Origin of the sequence: Calothrix sp. PCC 7507 (assembly GCF_000316575.1) — a bacterium.
Lineage (GTDB): Bacteria > Cyanobacteriota > Cyanobacteriia > Cyanobacteriales > Nostocaceae > Fortiea.
The window spans coordinates 4,867,043-4,892,832 of sequence record NC_019682.1; the positions used below are offsets into that span (position 1 = coordinate 4,867,043).

Annotated in this window: 25 protein-coding genes and 1 pseudogene; 13 read left to right on the forward strand and 13 right to left on the reverse strand. The window is 41.8% G+C overall.

What is annotated here, in order from left to right; genetic code table 11:
• Window positions 1-60: 60 nt before the first annotated feature.
• The 4 genes from CAL7507_RS20750 (at window position 61) to CAL7507_RS31845 (ending at window position 4,721) form a co-directional block, all read left to right on the forward strand.
• Complete coding sequence (locus CAL7507_RS20750) at window positions 61-336, forward strand: TM2 domain-containing protein (protein ID WP_042342344.1); 276 nt, start codon at window positions 61-63, stop codon at window positions 334-336.
• Window positions 337-1,118: 782 nt separating this feature from the next.
• The gene (locus tag CAL7507_RS20760; RefSeq protein ID WP_015130459.1) at window positions 1,119-3,608 is read left to right on the forward strand and encodes a cation-translocating P-type ATPase; all 2,490 of its coding nucleotides are present in this window, start codon (window positions 1,119-1,121) and stop codon (window positions 3,606-3,608) included.
• A 366-nt stretch (window positions 3,609-3,974) separates the two neighbouring features.
• Window positions 3,975-4,475, forward strand: a complete 501-nt coding sequence (locus CAL7507_RS20765; RefSeq protein WP_015130460.1) for an FHA domain-containing protein — start codon at window positions 3,975-3,977, stop codon at window positions 4,473-4,475.
• 57 nt (window positions 4,476-4,532) lie between these two features.
• Window positions 4,533-4,721 (forward strand): hypothetical protein, encoded by a 189-nt coding sequence (locus CAL7507_RS31845; protein WP_144051240.1) that lies wholly within the window; start codon window positions 4,533-4,535, stop codon window positions 4,719-4,721.
• Window positions 4,722-4,820: 99 nt separating this feature from the next.
• On the opposite strand, the gene CAL7507_RS20770 is transcribed toward CAL7507_RS31845, so the two are convergent.
• Entirely contained in the window at window positions 4,821-5,168 is a 348-nt protein-coding gene (locus CAL7507_RS20770) for a hypothetical protein (protein ID WP_015130461.1), read from the reverse strand.
• A gap of 334 nt (window positions 5,169-5,502) precedes the next feature.
• Between CAL7507_RS20770 and CAL7507_RS20775 the strand changes: the two genes are divergently transcribed.
• Window positions 5,503-6,423, forward strand: a complete 921-nt coding sequence (locus tag CAL7507_RS20775; protein WP_015130462.1) for a TIGR01777 family oxidoreductase — start codon at window positions 5,503-5,505, stop codon at window positions 6,421-6,423.
• A gap of 53 nt (window positions 6,424-6,476) precedes the next feature.
• Here the strand turns inward: CAL7507_RS20775 and CAL7507_RS20780 are convergent, their stop codons facing one another.
• The 3 genes from CAL7507_RS20780 to CAL7507_RS20790 all read right to left on the reverse strand — a co-directional run bounded on the left by CAL7507_RS20780 (window position 6,477) and on the right by CAL7507_RS20790 (window position 7,739).
• On the reverse strand, window positions 6,477-6,731 hold the full coding sequence (locus CAL7507_RS20780) for a hypothetical protein (RefSeq protein ID WP_015130463.1): 255 nt from the start codon (window positions 6,729-6,731) through the stop codon (window positions 6,477-6,479).
• A 149-nt stretch (window positions 6,732-6,880) separates the two neighbouring features.
• A complete protein-coding gene (locus tag CAL7507_RS20785) occupies window positions 6,881-7,303 on the reverse strand; it encodes a M48 family metallopeptidase (protein ID WP_015130464.1) in 423 nt (140 codons plus the stop codon).
• A gap of 79 nt (window positions 7,304-7,382) precedes the next feature.
• On the reverse strand, window positions 7,383-7,739 hold the full coding sequence (locus tag CAL7507_RS20790) for an iron-sulfur cluster assembly accessory protein (protein WP_015130465.1): 357 nt from the start codon (window positions 7,737-7,739) through the stop codon (window positions 7,383-7,385).
• A 323-nt stretch (window positions 7,740-8,062) separates the two neighbouring features.
• On the opposite strand from CAL7507_RS20790, the gene CAL7507_RS20795 reads away from it, so the two are divergent.
• The 4 genes from CAL7507_RS20795 to CAL7507_RS20815 all read left to right on the forward strand — a co-directional run bounded on the left by CAL7507_RS20795 (window position 8,063) and on the right by CAL7507_RS20815 (window position 13,748).
• Window positions 8,063-9,694, forward strand: a complete 1,632-nt coding sequence (locus CAL7507_RS20795) for a hypothetical protein (RefSeq protein WP_015130466.1) — start codon at window positions 8,063-8,065, stop codon at window positions 9,692-9,694.
• Between the two features lie 1,684 nt (window positions 9,695-11,378).
• The gene (locus CAL7507_RS33170) at window positions 11,379-11,555 is read left to right on the forward strand and encodes a helix-turn-helix domain-containing protein (RefSeq protein ID WP_015130468.1); all 177 of its coding nucleotides are present in this window, start codon (window positions 11,379-11,381) and stop codon (window positions 11,553-11,555) included.
• Between the two features lie 263 nt (window positions 11,556-11,818).
• On the forward strand, window positions 11,819-13,258 hold the full coding sequence (zds, locus tag CAL7507_RS20810; protein WP_015130469.1) for a 9,9'-di-cis-zeta-carotene desaturase: 1,440 nt from the start codon (window positions 11,819-11,821) through the stop codon (window positions 13,256-13,258).
• Window positions 13,259-13,292: 34 nt separating this feature from the next.
• Complete coding sequence (locus CAL7507_RS20815) at window positions 13,293-13,748, forward strand: SRPBCC family protein (RefSeq protein WP_015130470.1); 456 nt, start codon at window positions 13,293-13,295, stop codon at window positions 13,746-13,748.
• A gap of 1 nt (window position 13,749) precedes the next feature.
• Here the strand turns inward: CAL7507_RS20815 and CAL7507_RS20820 are convergent, their stop codons facing one another.
• Window positions 13,750-14,370, reverse strand: a complete 621-nt coding sequence (locus tag CAL7507_RS20820) for a hypothetical protein (protein WP_015130471.1) — start codon at window positions 14,368-14,370, stop codon at window positions 13,750-13,752.
• A gap of 209 nt (window positions 14,371-14,579) precedes the next feature.
• Here CAL7507_RS20820 and CAL7507_RS20825 point away from each other — a divergent pair, with 209 nt between their 5' ends.
• Both CAL7507_RS20825 and CAL7507_RS20830 read left to right on the forward strand, forming a co-directional pair.
• A complete protein-coding gene (locus tag CAL7507_RS20825) occupies window positions 14,580-14,819 on the forward strand; it encodes an MEKHLA domain-containing protein (protein WP_015130472.1) in 240 nt (79 codons plus the stop codon).
• Between the two features lie 62 nt (window positions 14,820-14,881).
• A complete protein-coding gene (locus tag CAL7507_RS20830; RefSeq protein ID WP_015130473.1) occupies window positions 14,882-15,154 on the forward strand; it encodes a hypothetical protein in 273 nt (90 codons plus the stop codon).
• Between the two features lie 456 nt (window positions 15,155-15,610).
• Here the strand turns inward: CAL7507_RS20830 and glgA are convergent, their stop codons facing one another.
• From glgA to CAL7507_RS20850, 4 genes are all read right to left on the reverse strand, one after another.
• Complete coding sequence (gene glgA, locus CAL7507_RS20835; protein WP_015130474.1) at window positions 15,611-17,044, reverse strand: glycogen synthase GlgA; 1,434 nt, start codon at window positions 17,042-17,044, stop codon at window positions 15,611-15,613.
• A 330-nt stretch (window positions 17,045-17,374) separates the two neighbouring features.
• The gene (gene hemC / locus CAL7507_RS20840; protein WP_015130475.1) at window positions 17,375-18,346 is read right to left on the reverse strand and encodes a hydroxymethylbilane synthase; all 972 of its coding nucleotides are present in this window, start codon (window positions 18,344-18,346) and stop codon (window positions 17,375-17,377) included.
• 162 nt (window positions 18,347-18,508) lie between these two features.
• Entirely contained in the window at window positions 18,509-18,931 is a 423-nt protein-coding gene (locus tag CAL7507_RS20845) for a lysozyme inhibitor LprI family protein (protein ID WP_015130476.1), read from the reverse strand.
• A gap of 225 nt (window positions 18,932-19,156) precedes the next feature.
• Window positions 19,157-19,771, reverse strand: a complete 615-nt coding sequence (locus CAL7507_RS20850) for a hypothetical protein (protein WP_015130477.1) — start codon at window positions 19,769-19,771, stop codon at window positions 19,157-19,159.
• A gap of 38 nt (window positions 19,772-19,809) precedes the next feature.
• Here CAL7507_RS20850 and CAL7507_RS31850 point away from each other — a divergent pair, with 38 nt between their 5' ends.
• Entirely contained in the window at window positions 19,810-20,142 is a 333-nt protein-coding gene (locus tag CAL7507_RS31850) for a hypothetical protein (RefSeq protein WP_015130478.1), read from the forward strand.
• A 67-nt stretch (window positions 20,143-20,209) separates the two neighbouring features.
• Here CAL7507_RS31850 and CAL7507_RS33175 read toward each other — a convergent pair.
• Window positions 20,210-20,359 (reverse strand): annotated as a pseudogene (locus CAL7507_RS33175) (type II toxin-antitoxin system HicA family toxin); the annotation flags it as partial.
• A gap of 56 nt (window positions 20,360-20,415) precedes the next feature.
• The gene (locus CAL7507_RS20855; RefSeq protein ID WP_015130479.1) at window positions 20,416-20,619 is read right to left on the reverse strand and encodes a type II toxin-antitoxin system HicB family antitoxin; all 204 of its coding nucleotides are present in this window, start codon (window positions 20,617-20,619) and stop codon (window positions 20,416-20,418) included.
• 111 nt (window positions 20,620-20,730) lie between these two features.
• Between CAL7507_RS20855 and CAL7507_RS32430 the strand changes: the two genes are divergently transcribed.
• Window positions 20,731-20,898, forward strand: a complete 168-nt coding sequence (locus CAL7507_RS32430) for a hypothetical protein (RefSeq protein ID WP_160166345.1) — start codon at window positions 20,731-20,733, stop codon at window positions 20,896-20,898.
• A 271-nt stretch (window positions 20,899-21,169) separates the two neighbouring features.
• Here the strand turns inward: CAL7507_RS32430 and CAL7507_RS30990 are convergent, their stop codons facing one another.
• Both CAL7507_RS30990 and CAL7507_RS20865 read right to left on the reverse strand, forming a co-directional pair.
• Window positions 21,170-23,986 (reverse strand): AAA-like domain-containing protein, encoded by a 2,817-nt coding sequence (locus CAL7507_RS30990; protein WP_015130480.1) that lies wholly within the window; start codon window positions 23,984-23,986, stop codon window positions 21,170-21,172.
• Window positions 23,987-24,096: 110 nt separating this feature from the next.
• Window positions 24,097-25,701: an AAA-like domain-containing protein gene (locus CAL7507_RS20865; protein WP_015130481.1), complete on the reverse strand. Its 1,605-nt coding sequence runs from the start codon at window positions 25,699-25,701 to the stop codon at window positions 24,097-24,099.
• Between the last annotated feature and the right edge of the window lie 89 nt (window positions 25,702-25,790).

Genomic DNA, 25,790 nt, shown 5'->3' on the forward strand with positions numbered 1-25,790 from the left:
CAAGGAAGTATTGACAATCAAAAACCTAAAATAATACTTTTTATTAATCGCAACAATCACATGGCAAATCTCAATTCTAGTCACGCTACCAAACAACTTATATCTGGATATTGCGGCATTATTTTTGGGAGTTTAGGCATTCACAAGTTTATTCTCGGATACGCTCCAGAAGGCTTTATCATGCTGGTAATTTCCGTAGTGGGAGGTTCTTTCACCTATGGCTTTACCTTTTTAATTATGCAACTTGTGGGTTTAGTTGAAGGCATGATCTACTTAAATAAATCCCATGAAGAATTCGTCAATACCTACTTTATTAATAAGCAAGGATGGTTTTAGGAATTGGTCATTGGTCAAGAGTCAAGAGTCAATCCGATTTTGGATACTTCGGCAAGCTCAGTACAAGTTTTAGATTTTAGATTGACTGCACCCATAAAGGGATGCAGCTTGGGGATTTTAGATTGATTCCGCCACGCCACTTGCTTATGGGGGAAACCCCCAAGACCGCAGTGGCTCCACAAGGGGTGGGGCTTGAACCAAAAACAATCCAAAATCCAAAATTTAAAATCTAAAATTTGGAGGGTCAAGGGTCAAGTGTGACTTTCTCCCTATTGCCTATTCCCCATTCCCCATTCCCCAATTATGTTAATTCTCAAACGTCAAAAGCTGACCTTGAGTATATTGATGTTGATAGGCATTGCATATTTCAGTGCTATGTCTGATTTGGAAATCAACTATTTTTTAAAATGTGTAATTGCTATCATACCTATACAAGTTGGGGCAATATTCTACATGACTCATTTACGCCGGAATCGTCCTTGAGACTTATAGGAAACTCGAACTTGGGAAATTCGTCTGATGAATAAAATACGCCCTTGCTCAAAGGAGTTAGGAGCCAGAATATTTCTCCTGAATTCTGAATTCTGAGAACCTAATCAAGAGTGTATGGGACTCGACTGAGAGCCGCTATTAGAGTTCCCCTCTCAGATGAGTCGGAAATAATTTAATAAATTAAAGTTTTTTTACATGCAGTCGTAGTTCCAGATTTCGCCTACCCTCGAAATAGAGACGCTTTTAGTCTGGCGTTATATTGTCGTAGCGAATCTAACTAAACTCTTGCCATGCAACCTGTTCCGAAAACAAAGCTTACCCCAGAACTGACCCCCATCACTGAGAAAATCATTCTGGATGTTGGGGGGATGAAGTGTGCTGGGTGTGTGAAGGCAGTAGAAAAACAGCTAAATCAACAGCCTGGGGTCAAGAGTGTCTGTGTGAACCTAGCAACAGAGGTAGCAGTTGTCGAGTCAGAAGTTGGTGCGGTAGACCCAGATGCACTTGCAAGGCGATTGACAGAAAATGGTTTCCCCACTCAACCCCGAATAGCTAGCGGTGTCTCAGGCGAGAAATCTGCTTTAGAAGCACCCGCAGAACGACAGCGCCGAGAAATACGGTCTTCAATGCAGCAGTTGGTAATTGCTGGGGTGCTGCTAGTACTGTCGGGAATTGGGCATTTTGGTAATATTGGCGGCTCATTATTGCCATTTTTCAATAACATTTGGTTCCATTGCGGACTAGCAACAGTAGCCATAATTTTTCCCGGTCGCTCCATTTTAGTAGATGGTTGGTTTGGTTGGTGGCGGGGTACGCCTAACATGAACACCCTCATCGGATTGGGAACCCTGACAGCCTATATTGCGAGTTTGGTGGCCTTACTGTTTCCCCAAATGGGTTGGGAATGTTTCTTTGACGAACCAGTGATGATGTTAGGCTTTATTCTCCTGGGACGGACATTAGAACAACAAGCCAGAGGTCGCGCCGCCGCTGCATTTAGGCAATTGTTAGCTCTGCAGCCACAGTTAGCGCGATTAATTGCTGACCCAGATAACAGTAGTCAAAGTATAGAGATTCCCGCCGAACAGGTGCGTGTTGGTGAATGGTTACAAGTTTTGCCAGGAGATAAAATCCCCGTTGATGGTGAGATTCGCGTTGGACAAACTACGGTGGATGAGTCGATGGTGACTGGGGAAGCAGTACCAGTGATTAAGCAACCGGGGGACATAGTCACCGCCGGAACTATCAACCAGTCGGGAGCGATCGCTATCCAAGCAACCCGTACTGGATCTGATACAACTTTAGCTCAAATTGTCGCCCTCGTAGAAGCTGCCCAAACTCGTAGAGCACCTGTCCAGAAATTAGCAGATACAGTCGCTGGTTACTTTACCTACGGTGTGTTGACATCAGCTTTATTGACATTTATCTTTTGGTACTTTTTCGGTACACATATTTGGACGGATGTCAATGTTTCTGGTGGCATGGAAATGATGAGTCATGCCGCCCATAGCACTCAGCATTCTCCACAAGCATTCAGCACTTCCGCATTATTGCTCAGTTTAAAGCTAGCGATCGCCGTGATGGTAGTCGCTTGTCCCTGTGCTTTAGGGCTAGCCACACCCACAGCCATTCTCGTAGGCACTGGCATGGGTGCAGAACGGGGTCTATTAATCAAAGGCGGTGACGTTCTGGAACGAGTCCACCAGCTTGATACCGTCGTCTTTGATAAAACTGGCACTCTCACCACAGGGAATCCTACGGTTACGGATTGTTTGGTAATTGGAGGAGATGAGGGCAGGGGGCAGGGGGTAGGGGGCAGGGGGCAGGGAGCAGGGAGCAAGGGGCAGGGGGTAGGGGGTAGGGAGAGTCATGACCAATCCCCAATCCCCAATCCCCAATCCCTAATCCAACTAGCCGCAGCCGTAGAAAGCGGTACTTATCATCCTCTCGCCAAGGCGATTCAACAGGAAGTACAACGGCAACAGCTATCCATTCCAGAGGCTGTAAACTTTTACACAGAACCAGGATTAGGTGTATCTGCTGTCGTCGAAGGTACTGGCGTGCTGCTAGGCAACTGGGACTGGTTGAGTTGGCACGGCATTGCTATTAGTGACACTGCACAACAGATGGCACAGAAATTAGCAACAGATGGTAAAACCGTGGTTGGCGTGGCAGTTGGTGGCAGTTTAGCTGGACTGATTGCCGTATCTGATACCCTCAGACCAGATGCTCAAGCTACGGTTAACAAATTGCGCCAGATGGGTATGCGGGTGATGTTGTTAAGTGGCGATCGCCCAGAAGCAGCCAGTGCTGTAGCTAAACAACTGGGACTAGATAGCACTGATGTGATCGCAGGTGTTCCCCCCAGCAAAAAAGCCGCCGCCATCCAAGAACTACAAGCAAAATCTGCATCTGTCGTCGCAATGGTGGGTGATGGGATTAATGATGCCCCGGCTTTATCTCAAGCAGATGTCGGAATTGCTTTATACTGTGGAAGTGATGTAGCAATGGAGACAGCCTCAATTGTGTTGATGCGCGATCGCTTAAGTGACGTTGTCGAATCAATTCACCTCAGTCGCGCCACCTTCAATAAAATCCGGCAGAATTTGTTCTGGGCTTTTGCATATAATACAATTGGTATCCCTTTAGCGGCTGGTATTTTGTTACCCAATTTGGGCTTTGTTCTTAGCCCATCTAGTGCCGCTGCATTAATGGCTTTTAGCTCAGTTAGTGTTGTCAGCAACTCAGTCTTATTAAGGCGATTAGCTCATCGACCGTGAGCTTCCTTAAACGGAAGTAATTTGAAGAGGGAACGGGGAACAGAGAGTTTCAAATGGGGATTTAGACACCAGATGAAACAGTCCGCTTGTATAAGCGGGGGTCTCTCAAACGAGAGCAAGGGAATAAGAAACACTTTTCCCTATTCCCTGTCACCTTCTGCGATGACAAACTCAATCTTAGTTTTGCCGATCTCAGACCCAACTAAGTACCCAGTCCAGTGTGACAAATCTCACAAAACCTCTGAGGACTCCTCCAAGAGCTAAAGTAGCTACAGGAGTAGAGCATGACTGTTCTACTCTTGCCAGGAAATATGCAATTTTAATACTTAACATTAAACTCACTACCACAGACTTTAGTGCGCGAGAATGCCAGGAAACGATACTAAACAAATCTTGATCAATCACAGTTCAACCGATTGTAGCCACAATGCATCAATGGCAACAGACACCAATGAAAGCCATCTACTGATTATCGAAGACGATCAAGGTCGTAAAGAATTTCCTTTAGAAGATCCCGTCTATTCTATTGGTAGAGACCGAGAGTGTAACATCCGTTTGATGTCACAGTTTGTCTCCCGCCGCCATGCCACATTAGTGAGATTGCCACGAGAGCATAATAGTCATAGCTACTATTATCGGATTGTTGATGGCGATGCCAAAGGCAAACCTAGCTCCAATGGTCTAATGGTTAACGGGCGCAAAATGCCAGCCCATGATTTGAGAAATGAAGACGAGATAGTTTTTGGACCTCAAGTACGTGCCATTTATTATCTACTGAGAAATACTGAACGACCAGGGCAAACTGATAATAGCGAATATGATATTACACTAATAAACCCTGGCATGACTGAGGATCTAGAGGATTAACATAACACAGAAGTCCCCACACTCAATGTCCTCATCGCTAGGGATAGGGAATGGGGTGTGTTGAAATCAGTAGGGGTGGGGTTTCCCCACCCTTTTTCTTTGAAGCAAGTTACGGGCTACTGGCAGCGTTTCAGTCATCAGAAGAAGGCTGTCCGGCAGCAGTCAGTTACGGCAGGGGACCCTTTAGCAGTTCCTCCTGGGGAGGAGAAACGCTATACAGGACTGCCGATGCTCCTACGTCGCTAAAATCGAGGTGCTGGCTTCTCTAGATTAGGGAACAAAAAAAATGCAATCAATCTTAATGCGCTACAGCACAGCATATGCCCTAACTACAAGTGGCAATACTTATCCCGCAAGACTTTCAATTAAATTCCAACGCCGACTCTGCTCAATCGACTGCTTCACGAATTCAAACATTTGCCGACAATGATTATCAAGCTGGAGTGGCAATTCTTCGTTTTTCACCACGATACTTAAACGGGTTTCTGCCTCAGTGGCGGTTGATTTATCAATCAATACTTCCACAGTGACTAACTTGGAGAAGGCAATATTACCAGGTACTTCACGAGCCATGATGTAATCGGCTGTGTAGTATTGCACATCCAACTCACAGTCTTGTAATAGCTCTATCAGTAACCCCTGGAGATGGTCAATAGGAACAGAAACAATAAATGAACATGTATAGCGAGCCATAATAGCCCCACGCCTTGTAACAATCCGTCCATCCTATAATACCGAAGGCTCTAAACGGCAAGTCACTTATAGATTCATTAAAAAATTCATGGGGCATGGGCATGGGACAATAATCCTTGACTCTTGACCGTGCCGATTTTAGATTTTTTTGGTTCATGCCTCAACGCCACTTACTTTATGCCGACGGCAGTTCCTCTTTGGGGAAACCACCAAGACCGGACTGCCTTGGAAACCCGTCCACCTTAGTGGCTCCCCCTTGGGGGTGAAACAAATCCAAAATCCAAAATTCGTTGACTCTTGACAAAATTAAAACAAAGGTTTGGCAAAGGTGCAAATGAAAATAGCAGTTACTGGAGCGACAGGATTTGTCGGTAGTCGTTTAGTAGCACGACTCCACAAGGAAGGTCATAGAGTATTGGTGCTAACCCGAAACATTAACTCGGCGCAAAAAGTTTTTCCCGCAGAAGCTTTCCCAAATGTAGAAATTGTTGCCTATACGCCAACTGTATCTGATTCTTGGCAAAGTGCGATCGCTCTTTGTGATGGCGTAGTTAATTTAGCAGGAGAACCTATCGCTGAGGAACGTTGGACACCAGCACACAAAGAGGAAATACTCAATAGCCGTAAGCTAAGTACACAAAAATTGGTTGAAGCCATAGCCAATGCCAACCCTAAGCCTAGTGTATTAATCAACGCTTCGGCTATTGGCTATTACGGTACTAGTGAAACTGCAACCTTTGACGAAACCAGCTCTGCTGGAAATGATTTTCTGTCCCAAGTTTGCCAAGTTTGGGAAGCTGAAGCGACAAAGGTAAAAGATGCTGGTGTCAGATTGGTAATTCTGCGTTTGGGCATTATCCTGGGCATGGGTGGAGCTTTGAGTAAAATGATTACTCCTTTTAAACTCTTTGCCGGAGGCCCCATTGGCAGTGGTCGCCAATGGTTTTCTTGGATTCACCTAGATGACCTAGTTGACCTGATTTTACAAGCATTAACCAAGCCGGAAATAGAAGGTGTATATAATGCCACCGCCCCTAATCCCGTCCGCATGGCAGATTTGTCCCAAACAATGGGGCAAGTTATGAATCGTCCTTCTTGGTTGCCTGTCCCCGCTTTTGCCCTTGAAGCCCTGTTAGGAGATGGGGCAAAAGTAGTGTTAGAAGGTCAAAAAGTAATCCCCAAACGCGTTTTGGAGTCAGGCTTTGAGTACCAATATCCTCAGTTGCAATTGGCACTCGAGCAGATTTTGAAATAGGCAGGGGGCAGGGGGCAGGGAGATGACAATAATTCTTTCCTATTGCCTATTGCCTATTGCCTATTCCCCATTTTCTCAAATTTCCGCGAAATCCAACTGATTAGACCGCTGAGAAGGGCACCTCCCATAAGGATACCAATGGCTGGGTTAAACAAGGGTATCCACAGTTGATGCCATAAGTCAAGACCCAAATTGACTCCAGAGGCATCGCCAAGGGCAGCGATCGCTAACCACCCAAAGCCAAATAAAACTAGAAACACATCGGCGACTAAAACGAAGTTTAGCCAGCTTAATAACTTATCTTTCATATAGAGATTAGGAAATGGGGAATGGGGAATAGGCAATAGGGATTAGTACAGCAGAGCGTAAATCAACCACCCATGACAAAGCACTTAAAGGCTTACTGTACAATTTTTTTCACTTCCTACTTCATACTTCAGCCTTGTTGTACTAGCCCCTACTCTTCAAACAACCAGCCTTTAATTTTTGCCAAACTGTGCCAATCTGCTTTTCTGTTTAAACCATCTTCGATACTTTTGAGGATTTCATCCCGCCATTCGGGATTTACAAAAATTAACTGTTGGGCAAAATCAACATGTTCCCGTAAACCTTTTTGACCGGTTTCTAGCATGGCGACGGCAAGATTTACCCTAGCTTGTGGGTCTTGAGGATTTAACTTCACTGCCTTCTGTGCGGCTTTATAAGCTAAGTTAGGTTTGCTATCGAGGAGATACAACCAAGCTAAACAAGTCCAAGCAGGACTACTTTTAGGAGCGCGATCGCACACTTCTTTAAATACAGGAATTAAATCAGCTGCAGCCTCTCCAGCTTTATAGCGTTCTAAACCTGTGTCAAACAGGGATTCAACTGTATTAGTCATTAGTGATTAGTCATTGGTCATTGGTAATTGGTCATTCGTCCTTGGTCATTAGACAAAGGACAACTGACAAATGACAATATTACACCCCAAATGACTTACCGCAACCACAGGTTTGGCTAGCATTGGGATTGGTGAATTGAAAGCCACCGCCAATCATGGCATCGCTATAATCGAGCATTAAACCATAGAGGTACAACAAACTCTTGCGATCGCTCACAATTTTAAACCCGTCGTAGTCAAAAACTTCATCCTGAGGGGTGATCTTGCTAGTGTCTTCAAAGTCCATCATGTAAGACATCCCAGAACAGCCACCTTGTCGCACTCCTACCCGTAAGCAGAGGTCTTGGCCTTGCCTGTTCTGGAGGGATTTTACTTGGTGTAATGCAGCTTCGCTCAACAGAATCCCGCGTTGTTGAGGCTGAGTTGCTTGTGTCATCTGTTTTTTTTAACTCCTTAAGTGTCTAACAAGTACCCTGTATAGGCTGATTACTGCCTCTGGGTTGCCCTTGGTGTTTTTGTATTCATTCTAGCGACATTGATGTCCTTAATTGCCAAATTGTAAAGACTCTGTCAAAAGCAGCTACAGGTTTTTATTCTAGAATTGAGAGACTCGTTATATTTAGAAATTCGGGATTTTTGGAGATCCACCTCAAGACAGAGTCGCAGCCACTCTTCAGGTGCAACCAGGAAAATTCTATTTGAGGCTAGCCATTCCTCAAAGTTTACGAACATAGTGCTTTTTTTTGATTAATTTATTCTATGACCAGTTTTAATCGCTCTACCAGTCGTCGGTTGAAGAAATTAACTCAGATTCCTTCTGTATGGGAGGGCGATCGCCGTCCGTTGTCATCATCGCCAACCCGATCCGAGGACTCAGAGGACAAGGGCGATTGTATTCTTTGGGTGGATGGCTCCCAAGGTGTGGTTCGAGGTATGGACGTAGTCGGCTCGGAAACAGGGCCGGAGGCAGTAGTTCGCACTTTAATGCGAGCAATGGAGCATCCCCATAGTCCCGCTAAACCCGCTAGGCCCCAAAGAATTGTCGTGCGAGACCGCGAGATCCAATTTTACCTGCGCGGGGTTCTCCAAGACTTGGATATTGCCATTGACTACGTACCAGAATTACCTTTAATTGATGAACTGTTTCGCTCTTTTACAGAAATCCTTGACAGCCAAATCCCCGACTTACCCCCACAATATGCACAAAGCCTGCGAGATAAAGCATTTGCCATTTGGCAAGCAGCACCTTGGGAATTTTTAGAAGAACAACAAATCTTATCCATAGAAATTAATAAGTGGGATATTGGTACACTCTACGCCTCGGTGATGGGAATGCTGGGGATGGAATATGGAATTCTGTTATATCGTTCCGAAGATTCCCTCAAGCAGTTTCGCGATGCAGTTTTAAGAAATGAGGAATCACCAGGAAATTTAGAAGAAGCTTTCCTCAAACAAGATTGCTTGTTTCTGACCTTTGAAAATGCTGACGAAACCGACGAAGATGATGAAGATGAGGGTGATTTAGCGGATCTCCCACTAGGGGAAATTGACCCCACCTTTGGGAATATCCACCCCCTAGAAGGACTGCGGTCTGTTTTATATGATGAAGAAGCCCTAATAGTGTTTGTAGCTCTAGAAAGTCTGAGCCGCTTTATCCGCGATCATCGTCGCCAACTTTATGGAGATTCCTTCCCCAGTCTCAGCCGCCGCTATCGCATTTCACTTCCTCAATCTGATGAAGCCACTAAATCCGCGTCTGTGACTGTATCTACAATGCCAGAGTTGGCAGATGAATTAGAGGAAATGGCAGGCGTTGGTGACCAAGATGAGATAATTGGCGCATCTTCCCCAATGTTCCGTTCCTTGCGAGATGATTTGATCCCAGAAGACTCTTTCCTCAGTCTGGGAGTAGTCCCTTGGGAGATGCTGGAGTATCTCCGAGAGGGAGTCACATATCATCAACTTGGAGATATTGGACAAGTGGGTGACGGATTGCCTGTAATCTTAATTCAAACTTCCCGTCCCAAGGCTAAGACTGTCATAGAAAACCTGGAAGCAGCTGGTGGGCTAAAAGCAATTTGCTTTAATCCCGGTGCTGATCCCTTTGATGGTAATGACTATGATTTAGGTTTATTACAAACTCAAAATGGTGAATTGTTCTTATTCGGTGAGTTCTTAGATGATGACCCCGTTCATGTAGAAGCTCGCAAGAAATGGAATCACCGATGTAAAAATACTAGGGGCTATTGTGGTTTGATTATTGCCAAAGGACTGACAGGATCAGCCAGAGGAAATCCCCAACTGCGCGATATGATGGCTCTTTTTGAGGCGCGATCGCTCTCACCAAAAGATTTAGGTATTGGTACTCTCCAACTCATTCCGCAGCTTTAATTTGTATACAGCAGATTTCCGGTTACTGAACTACACAGCGGAAGTCTCAGAGCTAGTGCCGCAAGGCGGAAGTCAAAAGTCAAAAGTCAAAAGTCAAAAGTAATATGGAGTAAGCTTTTTAGCGATTGAGAATGGTCTGCTTATTTCCGCCGCACTGTACTAGGTAAGCTAAAACGCTGATTCATTGCACAATCAATCTGACGGTTGAAAGTCAACAGTTAACGCCCTACACGATGAAATATGCAACTTAAATGCTGCAGTCCCTTTGTGATGTTTATCTCTAGCTGGTAAGTGTATCTGCTCACTGCGATCGCTTTCTTAGTTTATCAAAATTTCATGAAGTATATATATTTTGATTTTTTCCAGCACTTATCTCACCTATTTCCGAGGGGAAAATATAGCAAAAGCCCCAGGAAATATCTCTGCAAAGTTTGAGCTAGATAAACTTCAGCTAAAGTATGCTGATATCTTATATTTTTTTGGTAATTTTTTGCCTTCAGTATTTAATTATTTGGTAATCCTATTTATCAATATTTTAGAATCATCAGGTTTTCTTTGTATTTTTTTTATAAAAACCTGAGAATGATCTTACCTAGTCTTAGAATAAAGATTACTTAAAGTTTACTAATTATGGCTATAATGAATGAACTCTAAAAATATTGAGGTGTACAATGATTTTTATACTGCAACACATAAATAGATGATGATTAGATGAAATAAGGTTTTTAGCCATATTTTGTAGTCAACCTGAGAGCTTAAAATCTAGATTAAAAAAATGTTTGGTGTGAGAATCTACTACAAAATCTATCCAGAAGCTTCTAGTTTACGAATAAGTTAAATAAAGCCCATACCTTAGCTTTTACTGAATTTATTGTCCTCAAAAGGCTAAAAAATAATCCTCAAAATAATAGAAGCTCTGAGGTATGTTAGTGCAAAAACGTGAAACAACACTGAACTATCCCTAGCGATTAAATTTCAGCACCGAGACACCAATCGCATAGTAATTAATTGGAGGGATATAGCAGGTGATACTTTTGAGATAGTTCACAAAGCTAGGGATAAAACCAAATAAACGCAGTAAAAGAGTATATGCAGAAAACAGCACATCAGCCATAACCCTAATTTAGCGGCTTTGTAAGTATACTGTTTCGTGAGATTTCCCTGATGCTTACAGAAACAGGTTTACCTCTAGGGCGATCGCTACTTTAAAATAGATTAATCATCGTCTAGATAGGCCACGGTAAAATATCTACAAGGTGGTATTTAAAAATTCTGATAGTCTATAGCTTAATTGTGAGTCGCCATAGCATCTCTCCTCCCCACAGGTTCGTGTTGAAAAGGGGCTAGCCATCAGCGTAAATACTTTTGATAAAGAAAATTCAGTAAATCTTGATTTAGTCAACCAGAGAGACTCAAATTCGTTTATAAGGTTTAATTTTCAGGCTTGACTCAAACTCCAGCAGAGGTAAATTTCGCTAACAATGAGTGTGCGCTATTTTTCCTGTCACAATAGTCACAAATAAATCCTGGTTTTTATATTTTATTGGAAGATGGAGAAACTTTGAGAAAATGAAAATTTTACGGCTAATGGCATTGCTTGTTTCCTGACACAAACTCTGAGAATCTTATTTTTTTACCTTTTAAGTTTCGATGTCTTTAATGATGTTAATATACAGCAACTAACATGGTAATGACAAATAAAAAGTGGGCCGTTAAACGTATAACAGTCAATCTTGCGGTACAAGAAGCGGAAAAATTGGAACAATATTGTCTAAGGACAGGTAGACCTGCAACTGATGTAATTCGAGAACTTATTAGAGGGCTATCCGTCGCCGAGGATACTAAAGAAGCAAGTAAGTAACTGGTAATTTTACGGGGTTGCAGACAATCGCTTTGCTATCCTAAAAATGCCTAGAATACTTGTTTATCAGTCTTCAATACAGATAATTTCTGCCATGATTACAGATAAAACATTCTGTTTGTTTAGGTAACAAAAAAAGCTTGAGCAGACACCAGAGGGTATGACACTGGAGTACTCCAATATACTGCTGGAATAAATATGAGTAGCAAATTCCGCCACCAACCCAGTTACAATCTGTAAAGAAACTGAAAAGGAACGACGGAATGCGAGTTGCAATCGTAGGTGCGGGACTGGCGGGGCTAGCAACTGCCGTAGATTTAGCTGATGCTGGCTGTGAAGTCCAGATTTTTGAGTCTCGCCCGTTTGTTGGTGGTAAGGTCAGTAGTTGGGTGGATGGTGATGGCAACCACGTGGAAATGGGGTTGCATGTATTTTTTGGGTGCTACTACCAACTGTTTGACTTGATGAAGAAAGTGGGGGCGTTAGAAAATTTACGCCTCAAAGAACATAAGCACACCTTTATCAATAAAGGTGGACGTACTGGTGCGCTAGATTTTCGCTTCTTCACAGGCGCACCTTTGAATGGATTAAAAGCATTTTTCACAACTTCCCAACTTTCGTTGCTGGATAAATTGCAAAATGCGATCGCCTTAGGAACAAGTCCCATAGTTCGCGGCTTGGTGGATTTCGACGGCGCAATGCAAAACATCCGCAACCTAGATAAGATTAGTTTTGCTGACTGGTTTCGCCGTCATGGAGGTAGTGAAGGTAGCATCAAACGCATGTGGAACCCCATTGCTTACGCTTTGGGATTTATTGATTGCGAAAATATTTCTGCCCGTTGCATGTTGACAATATTCCAGTTTTTTGCAGTCAGAACCGAAGCCTCAATATTACGGATGTTGGAGGGTTCCCCCCATGAGTACCTGCACAAGCCAATTCTGGAATATTTAGAAGCCAGAGGTACGCAAATTCATACTCGCCGCCAAGTGCGGGAAATTCAGTTTACTGACTCAGGCGAACAAACCCATGTTACTGGCATAGTTGTTGCCCAAGGCGATGCAGTAGAAACCATCACTGCAGATGCTTATGTCTTCGCCTGTGATGTCCCCGGAATTCAACGTATATTACCCCAGGAATGGCGGAAATGGTCAGAATTTGACAACATCTATAAACTAGATGCAGTACCAGTGGCCACAGTGCAGCTGAGATTCGATGGTTGGGTGACGGAATTGCAGGATGGGGAACAAAGGAAACAGCTAAATCATGCAGCGGGCATAGATAATTTGCTCTATACTGCCGATGCAGACTTTTCTTGTTTTGCTGATTTAGCTTTGACTAGTCCGGCTGATTATTATCGCCAAGGACAGGGATCATTGTTGCAACTAGTTCTGACACCGGGAGATCCGTTTATTAAACAAAGTAATGAGGCGATCGCCCAACACGTCCTCAAACAAGTCTATGAACTGTTCCCTTCATCACGGGAATTAAAAATGACTTGGTATAGTGTGGTGAAACTGGCTCAGTCTCTCTACCGGGAAGGGCCAGGGATGGATGTCTACCGTCCCGACCAAAAAACGCCAGTGTCTAACTTCTTTCTCGCAGGTAGTTATACACAGCAAGATTACATCGACAGCATGGAGGGTGCGACAATTTCGGGACGGCGTGCAGCAAAAGTGATTTTGTCAAGTGCCAAGAAATAAAGAATTGCAAAGGACACAGAGGTAAAAAAAGAGCATGGCAGACTGGTTAGAGCATACCGTGCAGGTAGAGGTAGAAGCTCCTATAGAATTAGTTTGGAGCCTCTGGTCTGATTTAGAGCAAATGCCCCGTTGGATGAAGTGGATTGATTCGGTGAAAATCTCGCCAGATAATCCGGAGATATCAATTTGGAAGCTGAGTACTGGCAATCTAGAATTTACCTGGAAATCCCGTATTTTGAAACTTATTACCAATCAAATCATCCAATGGGAATCGATTGATGGTTTGCCCAATCAGGGAGCAATTCGCTTCTACGATCGCCACGGTAGCACTATTGTCAAAATGACTGTATCCTATGCCATCCCTGGTATTATCGGTAAAATCATGGACAATTTGTTTTTGGGAAAGGTCGTGGAATCTACCCTCCAGGCTAATTTAGAGCGATTTCGAGAATACGCCCTGGATCTTAAATCAAATTCATCTCAACCGTAAATCAAGACCATTCCCGCAGGTTTTTATGTACCCGTGATAAATACCACATATAGTCATCAATTTTGTATTGGTCAGCAGCTTTCACTATATATTCCTGAGCCAAATCAAAATTATTCTCGGCTTCGTAATATAAACCTAGATAAAGATGACTATAGAACTTACCTTTTTCCCCATCTGATTGACCAGCAATTAAAACATCATCTGGGGTGCAATTTCCTGCATATAAATCATAAACAAACTGCATAATTTGCCGGGGGTCATTTTTCACAGTTAATAGAGAATTACGCGCCTCTGCTACACCTGCCAAACGCGCCATGCAGAGATATCGCCACACTGTTTCTTCTACATCTTGAGCGTTCACTGTTAAATCTATTTCAAACTGTTGCACGCCCTCAGAAAACCTTGCTGCATAATAATAGGATAGCCCGCGTTGCCATAGGTAGGGTTTAACACGAGGATCTAGCTTTTCGGCTGTATCAAAATCTTGAATTGACTCATCAATTTTGGCAAGCTGAAAATAGATCATACCCCGACGAATGTAAGCATTGGGGTTTTGTGGCTGGCTACAGATGGTGTGATTCCAGTGCTGGAGTTGATTTTCTAGGGAGTTGGCAAAAAACATGATTAGGACTTACGCATGTGTCACAGTCAAAGAATGGTGCGTGACGCTATAAGTCTTGAGTCTACCTACAGAGTTTTGTCGCAGCGTCACACACCCTACAAATATCATGTGCCGGTTGCGTAAGTCCTGATAATTTCTCGGTGCTAGGCATTAACTTGCACAATTAGATTTGGGATACTAAATTCTTAGTGTTGTATTTTCGCTAACCTATGAATAATGCGATCGCATTTCCTTGGCACCAACAAGCCATCATTCTTCACAGCCAACGCCTACTGCAGAGTTTTCAGCATTGGATGGGACGTTCTTTGTTAGATGTGAGTGGTTCACCAGAGGAAGTAGCACAGACACTATTTGCAGCACCTTTTGTCTTGGTTTCTCACGGTATAGAAGCAGATCCTACTCAGATATTTTCATTTGCAGAAAAAGATATAATAGGTATTGATAACTAGCAGAAACAATAATTAATTGGTAATTAAGCCTGAATAAATTTAGAGACTTCAAGACAAATATTATGGCAACAGTATCAATCAAAGATGAATATATAGAAGTTTTAGCTGCTTTAGGAGATTTACAAGAAGCAATGGATTTGGCTTTGAAACAATATACTCTCGACAAAATCGCCGCAAAGATAAGTGAACTTCGTCAAAGAGATACCAAGTATGAGAAAAAATATCAGCTAGATTATTCTACCTTTTCCCAGAGAGTGTCTGAGGATGAAGCATTTATCAAACACATAGAAAACTCTGTAGATAAAGTATGGGAGATTGACCTAGCTGATTGGTAATTCTGCCATAAAGGAGTTGAAGATTGGATACAGAAATTACAGACTATTTTATAGCATTTCTCAACAAGCGTGAGATACATCGGTAAGGGCATGGCAGTGCCATGCCCCTACACAGCGTGATATATTTTTGTACTTCATTTGAATGGGAAGCGCTATATGTATCAAGATTTTTGCAAATTGGTACGACTTAATAGCTTCAGAATGACATTCAATTGTACGAATTACTTGCCATGTGGGGAATGTGGGATAAAAATACCTACCCCGCTAGCGGAGTAGGGTGTTGAATCTGAGGGTTTTCAGCCCAAAATGCATCATCCAAAATAATAGTCGTAGTTAACGTTCTCATCAGGGCACGGCAGTGCCGATGCCCCTACGTTAAACACAAAAATTGCATGATCATTTTTAGCTAATTTCGTACAAAGTCAACAGCCTAGGTTGCGAGTAGTGAGAGACTAGCTACTTAGTTACTGGTTCATTTAACAGCAACTCCGGTGGTGATGCTGGTTCTTCTTCCTCTGGTAAACCGTAAATGGATCTGTATAGTTTCACGTATTGCTTTGCAGATTGATACCAACTGAAATCCTGGCTCATACCACGTTTTTGTAATTCCTGCCATTGGGGTTTGAAACGGAAGCCCTCCCAAGCGCGGATCATACAAGTGAATAAATCCAGTGGTTCATAGCGATCAAAGCAATAGCCTGTACCGGCTGCGTTGACGGGGTCGAAGTGTGATACAGTGTCAACTAATCCACCTGTACGACGCACTATAGGTACAGAACCATAACGCAAAGACATCATTTGGCTGATACCGCAGGGTTCAAAACGGCTAGGCATTAAGAAAGCATCAGTCCCAGCGTAGATTCGGCGGGATAGGGCATCATTATATAGCAGGTAAGTTGCCATGCGTCCAGGATAACGGGATGCTAACTGCCACATTTGGGTTTCGTAGTAGCGATCGCCTGTTCCCAACAACACGAACTGAGCATCAGTATAAGCCAAGAAGCGATCCAGAATTTGGATGACTAAGTCCAATCCCTTCTGTTCGACTAACCGCGTCACCATGCCAACTAAAAAGGCATTGCTGTTTACTTCTAACCCCACTTCTTCTTGCAGGGCAATTTTGTTCGCCTTCCGCTTATCTAGAGTGTCGATAGTGAAGTTTTGCGTGATGTATTTGTCATTTTCTGGATTATAAACTTCGGTATCGATGCCGTTGATAATCCCAGATAGCTTACCGCTAATAAAAGACAGTAAACCTTCTAGTGTTTCACCATAAGTAGGTGTTTTGATTTGCTCGGCATAGGTTGGGGAAACTGTATTTACCTTATCTGCATATTGCACCGCTGCCGCCATAGTGTTGTGTCCTTGCATATACCAAGGACACCAGGTAATTTTCTCCAAATACCAACGCCACGGCCCTTGATAAGCTAGGTTATGAATGGTAAACACACTGGTGATATCAGGGTCTTGGTTCATCCACACGGGCAGCATTCCTGTGTGCCAATCGTGACAGTGAACAATTTCTGGTTTCCAGTAATTCCAGCAAAATTCTGCTGCACCATTGGAAAACAAAGTGAACCGCCAATCTTCATCGTCTCCAGAATAAATGCGCCTGGGTAGAAAGGCAGGATGTCCAAACAAGTACAAGGGAACATCTGTACCAGGTAAAACACTTTCGTAGACAGCAAAGTCCTGGAACATGGCGTATCCATTCCAGATGGGTTCTTTGGGAATTTCCATTTTGTCTGGCAGGAAGCCATAATAAGGCAAGAATATTCGCACATCATGCCCCATTTTTCTCAAGATTTTGGGCAATGCGCCTACAACGTCACCCATCCCACCAACTTTTGCAACGGGAGCTGCCTCTGCTGCCACAAATAGAATCCGCATGGTAATTTTTGTTTCCCCGATCCGCGAATACAGTTATCAGTTATCAGTTATCAGTTATCAGTTATCAGTTTTTCACTATGCGCTGATTACTGCTCACTGATTACTTATCTAATCACATCTGGCTACCAAAACATTTATCAGTTATCAGTTATCAGTTTTTCACTATGCGCTGATTACTGCTCACTGATTGCTTATCTAATCACATCAAATTATTGTAGCGCGGGCAAGATGACCGCGCCCCATATACTAAATGCGTAACAGCTTACAACAATTGTGGAGATGCGTTGGTAGTATAACTGTTCACTGTTCACTGATAACTGTTCACTGATTTTAAGCACCCCGTTGGATTTCGGTAAAGATTTCTGCCAAAATTTCCTGCGCTCCCTGTTGGCGTAAGATATTTGCTAGTTCTGTACCTACTTGTTCGGCGTTTTTGGCGGTTCCTGTGACGGTATCTTTGACCAGTTTTTGGCCATCTACGCTGGCAACTATACCTGTTAGTGTTAAATCATCGCCATTGATTTCTGTATTTACACCAATAGGTACTTGACAGCCGCCTTCGAGATCGCGTAGAAAAGCCCTTTCAGCTAAACAGCGATCGCGTGTGGGTGGATGTTCAATGGCTTTGAGTAAGGATATCAGTTCAGTATCATCTGCACGACATTCGATACCCAATGCGCCTTGACCGACGGCGTGGAGGGAGATTTCTTTGGGTAAAATTTGATGAATGCGATCGCTCATTCCCAATCTCTCTAACCCTGCTACTGCCAAAATTAAGGCATCATACTCGCCTGCATCCAGTTTCGCCATGCGTGTAATCAAGTTTCCCCGCACATCTTTAAAGTTAAAATGGGGGAATTTGTTACGTAGCTGTGCTAGCCGTCGCAGCGAAGATGTCCCAATAACCGCACCCTCTGGCAGGGTATCAATTTGTAGACCTTTGTGCTTTTCATGCAGCACTAGCGCATCAGCAGGGTTTTCCCGTTCTGTAATTGCCGCTAGTGTTAAACCTTCTGGTAAGTTAGTCGGTAGATCCTTCAGGGAATGAACCGCAAAGTCAATCTCCTGATTAATCATTCCCAATTCTAATTCTTTGGTAAATAGTCCTTTATCACCAATCTTAGCTAACGCTACATCCAGGATTTTGTCGCCTTGAGTAGACATGGTGTGGACTTCAAAAGTGATATCAGGAAAGCTTTTCTGGAGTTGCTCTTGCACCCAGTAGGTCTGAACTAGAGCAAGTTGGCTTTTGCGAGAACCAATGCGAATCGTGCGTGGGGGACTGGAAACAACTGAAGTCATAAAACGATAATGTCAAACCAGGCGATAAATTCACTCTCATCTAGACTACCGCAGTGGGTGCCGCACCGGATTGAATTTGCCTGATTTTGGTCAAGTTTCTTTTAGTTTTGGTTTACATTTATTTACATATTTTTATCTACGCCAGGAGTCAATCCTGTAATGTTAACGGACGGGTTGGATGTATTCCTTTAATTGTTTTGTGCGCTGGTTTGTCATAGTTTCTAAGCAACTAAAATAAATCGCCGGAGCAATAGATCCTCCTTCATATCCACTTCTTTCAAACTCGCAATTAGTATCCCGAAAATTAATCCAAGCCTGTTGTGCAGTAATTAATTTTTGTTGTCTAGGTTTTGGCAACTTTGGCAGTAGTTTTTGATAAAATTGGTTCAACTTTTTATCAGCATTCTGATAAGACAACTGAGCGCATTGATTGATTTCTGATTGAGTTTGAGCATTATTGCAGTTAACCCTTTGAGCTAAATACATCTCTGGCAGACTAGGCGGTGTATTTGCTATTGTCACAGTAGCAGTAGACATAGTGCCGAGGATTAACATACTGGCAAAAGTAAGTAATGATTTGTACATGAATATAAATCAAACTAAGTATAGGCAAACGATATCACAAAATCTATCTTGCGAGTCAAAGACAGTTAACCAAGCGTAAACAAGAAGTGGAAACTTTAGGCGATGTCTACGACAAGCCGCTCCGCGTCTACGCATAATCAATGATATCAGTAGTCATTATCCTCGCATCCCTTTACCCTCATCAATTTCTTCATCTCTCCTACTGCTTTTGAATGCAACTCGGTATCATATTTGTGGTGCAGTAGTGCGAACTATTTGCATCAGAATACCCAAGATTGATTCAATATTTTCAATGAAGTGTTCAAGCATTTCTACCGAAACTTGATTATCTTGGAGTTTCAAAAATTTCCAGATACTACCTGTTGTCACTGCACCATAAATACAAGGAATTGAATTATTGCGCTTCTGGTTAAATAATTGAGATGCGATCATTTCCGCAATACATTGAGGAATACCTGATTTAATATTGTCATTCTTCGCTTCCACTAATGTAAATATAGGTGCATTTAAAAACATCTGTTCTGGAGAATGGCTGAGGATAAAATCACAAACTCCATTTAAACCTTTTTCTTTATCAACAGTTAAATCTGTACCGGAGAATAAACTAATCTGACGATTATTCAATTTTCTGATTTCAACTAAAACAGGTATAACTATTAACTCTGAACGTGCTTTTTCTGTATCGATACCCAGCGCCAACGGAATATTTTCTTTGAGAGTTTCTTTGAGAAGTTCGCTTGGTTGTATTGTTTCAAATGGTGACACTACTGTTTCAACTTCTTTGATGACGATGTTGAACTTATCTCGTAGATCATTAATTGTAAATTCACTATACGACATAGCTATACTTTCACTGTATTGCTGATACTGTCTATATTATGGTCGATGCGATCGCTTTGTCAGCCTATAACGGTTCTCAATTGCATAGAATACAAAGCATTCGTAGGGGCACAGCATTGCTGTGCCCTATAGTGTATTGCATCCAAGCGAGAACCGCTATATGCGATGTCTACGACAAGCCGCTCCGCGTCTACGCATTGTCACCCGATACAATAGCATTATCAGTGGATGCGATCGCATTATCAGTCGGTACAATGGCTTTGTTAGTAGATGCGATCGCATTGTCACCCGATACAATGGCATTGTCAGTGGATGCGATGTCAACGCACTGCTTCACCGCTCCGCGTCTACGCATTGTTACCCTACAATAATCTGTAATTTATGTTGGCGTAGCCTCTCGTAGAAGCGATCGCACTTCTCTAATCCACCATAATTAATTTACGTCAAATCCTCTTCTGTTAGATCGGCGATTTTCATTAATGCTCTTAAAGTCCCGATTTTCAAGTCTTGATTTCGATGAACTGGAATAGAAAGTATTTTAGTAGAATCAGAATTTTGGTAAATATGATGACTACCTGTAATTCTCTGTAAAACCCAACCGCGCTATTCGACAATTTTACATAGGTTTTTACCAGAGATTGATTTCATACTGCAATCTCGACAACTTGAGCATTTGATTCCAGTTTGTGACTACTATTTGCAGCTTCTAACCAGCCTTCTATTGCATCTTTTAAATTAATTAATACCTCCTCCATTGTCTCACCTTCTGTAATACAACCGGGAAGCGCTGGAACTTCAGCCCAATAGCCACCTTCTTCTGCTGGATGAATAATTGCTTTTATTTTCATCGGCTTTGCTTTGATTTACTTATATTCAATTATCCGGTTTTTCGGAATCTCGGACAGAGAAAAAACTAAATCACGAGCCACTGTTAGCGATCGCATCCACTGACAATAACATTGTTAGTAGATGCGATCGCATTATCACCCGACACAATAGCTTTGTTAGTGGATGCGATCGCATTATCGCTCGATACAATAGCTTTGTTAGTGGATGCGATCGCATTGTCACCCGATACAATGGCTTTGTTAGTGGATGCGATCGCTTTGTCACCCGATGCGGCATAATTAACTACACAACGTCATTGCGAATGGAGCGGAGCGGAAGGAAGCAATCGCAAGGGCTGGGATTGCTTCGCTCCGCTCGCAATGACTGTAAATATATTTGTTTAAATACTTCACAGAATCTACAGAGGTGCATGAGGTAGCAGAAAAATTTATTAATTCACGCAAACTGCTATCAGCCCCCAGTGCCAGATATCGGATTTATGAAATACTGATGGTTACGTGGGAAAGGAGGCTGAAACAAATATTTAAAAAATTCTGAAAGCCTTAAATATTACACTTTACAAGTCGCAACGCGAGAAAAGAAGTTCAACAATCCCCACCCTTCAACCCCGAATTTTCCCATATAGGGGAACACCCCTCTCAATCCCTTTTTTATACGCTCATTGATTTCTGAGTAGCTGCTGAATGAATACCAATCCACTGCCTTGGCAAACCGAAGATAATTTTCTGTATCTTTGTCATTCCACTCATCTAGTTTTATACCCAGCCTATTTCCCGTGCTAATCCATATTTCCTTTTGCACACTAAAGCCGAAACGTTTGTCTGAATTATTCACCCAAAGCTGGTCTATTGTTTTTAAGTCCGAACAAGAAAAATTATTAATGTTGTTATAATCTAAATTCCCATAATCTTTAGCAATATTGACCATGAGTCCGTGTGTTTGTCTATCAGCTGCTTGCCAATTTTTAGCTTTCAAAGAATATTCAAGTTGAGCATATAAATGTTGGGTAAGAGATTTTTCTACCCGTTCTCTCAATTCTGCTGCTGGGGTGTTAGTTGACAGTAGCTTAAGTAAGCTTCGATGAACAGCTTCAATATCTTCGGCTGTAAGCAACGGATTATTTTTAGTAGGATCAGTTTCATTTGTATGGGTTTTTAAAATCTTAAATGCTGTTGTATAAGCTTTTATAGCTTCCTGATCTTCTTGCTTTTGCTCTAGTACACTACCTTGAGTTTTCAGGAAAAATACTTGAATTTGTAAACCATAACTAGAATTTAATTCATTCTTATCCGTTGTGGATAAATTTTTCTGACTTTCTCGAATTTCCTTTTTAGCATCACCCCATTTTTCTAATTGTTGATATGCTTGTGACTTAGCAGCAAATAATAGTGCTTGTTTTAATTGATGATTGTCAATATTAAATGATAATGCAGCTAATCTTAAAGCTTCGTCTGAATCTGATGAACTTTTATTGCGTAATTCTCCAGCTAGTTGGACAAGTTGACGAACATTTGCAACCTCTATTTTAGTTTCTTCATTTTTTGTATTTGTTTGATTCAGTTCAGCTTCTTTATCTTTAAGTTTTGCCAAAATTGCTGATTCTTTTTTCTGGGCTAGACTAAGCTGACTATTAGCTGTATTTAAATACTGTCTTGCTATTGCAGCATCTTGCTTAAACTTTGATGCACTTTTTTTAGAATTTTCTGCTTGTTGCTTTTCTTCTTTAGCAGTTTTATCTGCTTCTATTGCTTTTTGTTGTGCTAATTTTTCATTTTCTTTAGCTTTCCTTTCTTGTGATATTGCTTGTGCATAACTGTCTTTAGCCTTTCGTTCACTTTCTTGTACATCTTTAGTCTTCTGCTGGGCTTGTGTTAAATTTTTTTGAGCTTTATCAACCTGTTTATTTGCTACTTCAACTTGCTTTCTGGACAATATCCCCAAAGTGGCTGCTCCCAGAACTGCTACAACCAAAATCACAATTCCAACACTAATTCTTCGTTGAGCTTTCTTATTAGCTTGACTTAGTAATTCATTTCTTGACTCGGTTGCTTCTCTATCTTTTCTTTCTCTCTTCAAAACAGCTTCTTTTTCTTTAGCAGCAATCTCTTCTTGAATTTCTTGCTCTTTACTCGCTGCTAAAAACTGCCTATCTTGATAACTTAAACTCTTAGGCTTTGCCCATGCTTCAGCCTCTTCTAAAGCCTTCCCCCGCAATAATCGTGATGCATCGTTTCCTTGTGAAGCTACCCAAAAGCGGAAATTCTCTGAATATGGGCGCAGATTTTTTAATTGATTATCTATCCAATTTTGATTAAAAACTTCTTGATATATGGGATTATAAACTCTTAAATTGTTTTGCTGCCTAACAACCAATCCTGAAAGCTGTAACTCACTTTGCTCTAAAGTATCATCGGCTGTAATCTCAGATTGCTCATCCCTCAATCTAATTTGCTGATACAGTTCTAATAAATATCCAGCCCGTTGTTCATCGCGCAAAATTCTCGCTTGAATTGTGCGTAAATGCTCAGGCTCATCTTGAGATTCCCAATTTTCAATAATCCGAGATTTCACTACCTGCTTAACAGTCCGAGGATTGTCTGCAAAAGATTCTTCAATCATAAACTGACACAGTTTTTGCGTCAGAAATGGTTGTCCTCCTGTCCAAGATAAAATTTCCTTCATTACCACTTCAGGGTAAGGAAATTTCCCTTTTATCCCTTTTGCTAACGGCTCAACTTCATGCAATTGAAAACCAGTCAACGAGATAGCTTGACCAATATTAAAGGGAGTCCGTTGTTTATCCTCAATCAAATTGCTGGGTGATGCAACTCCCAACAAACAAAAGGTGAGGCGTAATAATTCAGGATTATCAACCCGCTTATTATAACAGGCACGAATCAAGGCAAAAAAATCATCTGTGGGAAATTTCAGGCTGAGTACACTATCAATTTCATCAATAAAAATAACGATATTTTCTTGAACTTCTGCAAGTAATATCTCTTCTAAAAACTTCCGAAATCTAGTTACCAGCGAATTTAATTTATTAGCTTCCCACCAATCACCAAAATCTACATCTAAATCAAAACTTTCAATTAAATTATCAATTAAATCTGCATACCATTGCTCTGGTGGGACATTTTGAATCCCGCCAGCCGAAAGGTCAATTGCTGCACATTGTACACCTTCTCCTCTGAGTCTTTGCATGGTTCGCACACGCAAGCTAGACTTTCCGCTTTGTCGAGAGTTTAATACATAACAAAACTTTCCCGCTTTTAGTCCTGCATACAAATCACCGTCAGCTTTGCGGGTGACGTAGGTGCTAGCATTTTCCGGTAGACTTCCAGAGAATTGATACTGGTCAAGCATAACTTCAAAAACCTTAAACTCTGTAGGTTGGGTTGAGGCTTTGCGAAACCCAACAAACCCGGCAAAATGTTGGGTTTCGTTCCTCAACCCAACCTACGAATATTCTACGATTATTCTAAACGCACTGTGAAATACTGACGATATAATTCATAACTGGGAATGCAATCATTACCTGAAAGTTTGACCAATCCTAAACTATGTAACTTGAATGCAATTTCAGTATCTAGCCTGACAGGTGCATTTGCTATTACTACTTTTTTATACCCTAACTCAAGCTGAGAATTATGTTGTAAATGCCATAACTGTTGTCGCAAATGGTCGCTAAAAATTCCCTGTTCTGTTGGCGCAAGCTGCAAAAGTTCTTCTATAGTAGCTTGGGGATTTTTGAGATAAGCAACTGCTTGCTGAATTAAATCAGGATGTCCTCCTACTAACCCCATCAACTCGCTTAAATCTTGTTGTCCCAATTTATCTGCTAATTCATACTGCTTGGCAAGCAACTCTACTTGTTGCAGGTTAAATTCAGGTAACTCAATTGCCAATCCCACATTAAATGGTGAGTGATTGATGTCTAAGGAAGGATACGCTTCTGTGGAATGAACTACCACTAATCGCAGTTTCTTCCAAATATTACCAATTTTGTCTCCTTGTTTAGCTGCTTCATACCATCCCCGCAGTAATAAACAGAATTGGGGGAAAATCTCTGGATATGCAAACAGTCGCTCAAAGTTATCTATAGCTAAAACTAAGGGAGTTTCAGTAACCGCTAATAAATATTTTTGAAAATATCGAGTACAGTTTTTATTCAGTCCAAAAACCTCTTGCCAATATTGATCTAATTGCGGTTCTAGTTCGAGGCTGTCTGAAATATTAACACATATCCATTGTAAAAATGTTTTGAGGTCAGTAAGAATATTAATATCAGCAAGTTTTAAATCTAGTTTTGCCGTTCGATAACCCTGCTCTCTAGCATGGTTGATTACTTTCTCCAACAGCAATGTTTTTCCCATCTTCTGCGGTGATCTAAGGCGAATTAGTGCCCCAGGTTGCAAAATCGCCTCACAACATTTCGCCTCAATTGGCGGTCTTTCTATATATATTGTCGTCGCCTCTGCTGAAGCATTTAATGATTTTGTATCTATTTTCGTCATTAATTGAGGTGTAAGGTTTTCTGCTATCCCAGCGACACGAATCAGGCTACAACCTAACTTATAAGCAAACTCATAACCTTTATCTGCGCCAAGTGCATCATAAAAACCCACAGCAAATTCAATCGCTGCTTTATCACCAATTTCTTGACTCATGCCAACAACATAATTAATATGTTGAGATATTCCCAGAGCTTGGTATTCAGAGAAACAAGCATTGAGAACTACACACTCTATTTGGTCAGCAAATAATTGAAATAACCCAGCTAAAGCTACTGCATCAACTAACTTGACTTGACCCGATTCATCTTCAAATACTAAACCTTTTTCTCCAGTTCCATGTCCAGAAAAGTGAATGATGTGTGGTTCGTATTCCAGAATAGCTCTGTGTATATCCCTGTAGCGTACTGCCTCTGCTGTGCCTATGAAATATTGGTCACGATGCTTTGACCTTTTCAACCCCTCCTTAATTTCGCGCATCTCCTCACCCAGACGCAGCTGACTGCTACCTCTGGGATTTGCGGATAAAAGTAGAATTTTCCGAGTTTGATTTTGGTTACTCATCATGAGATTTCAAGCGGAGAAGTCCAAAAAGATGGCTAAACTGGCAGATATATACTTAAATACACCCTACGGGAAAAAGCGATGCCTCGCAA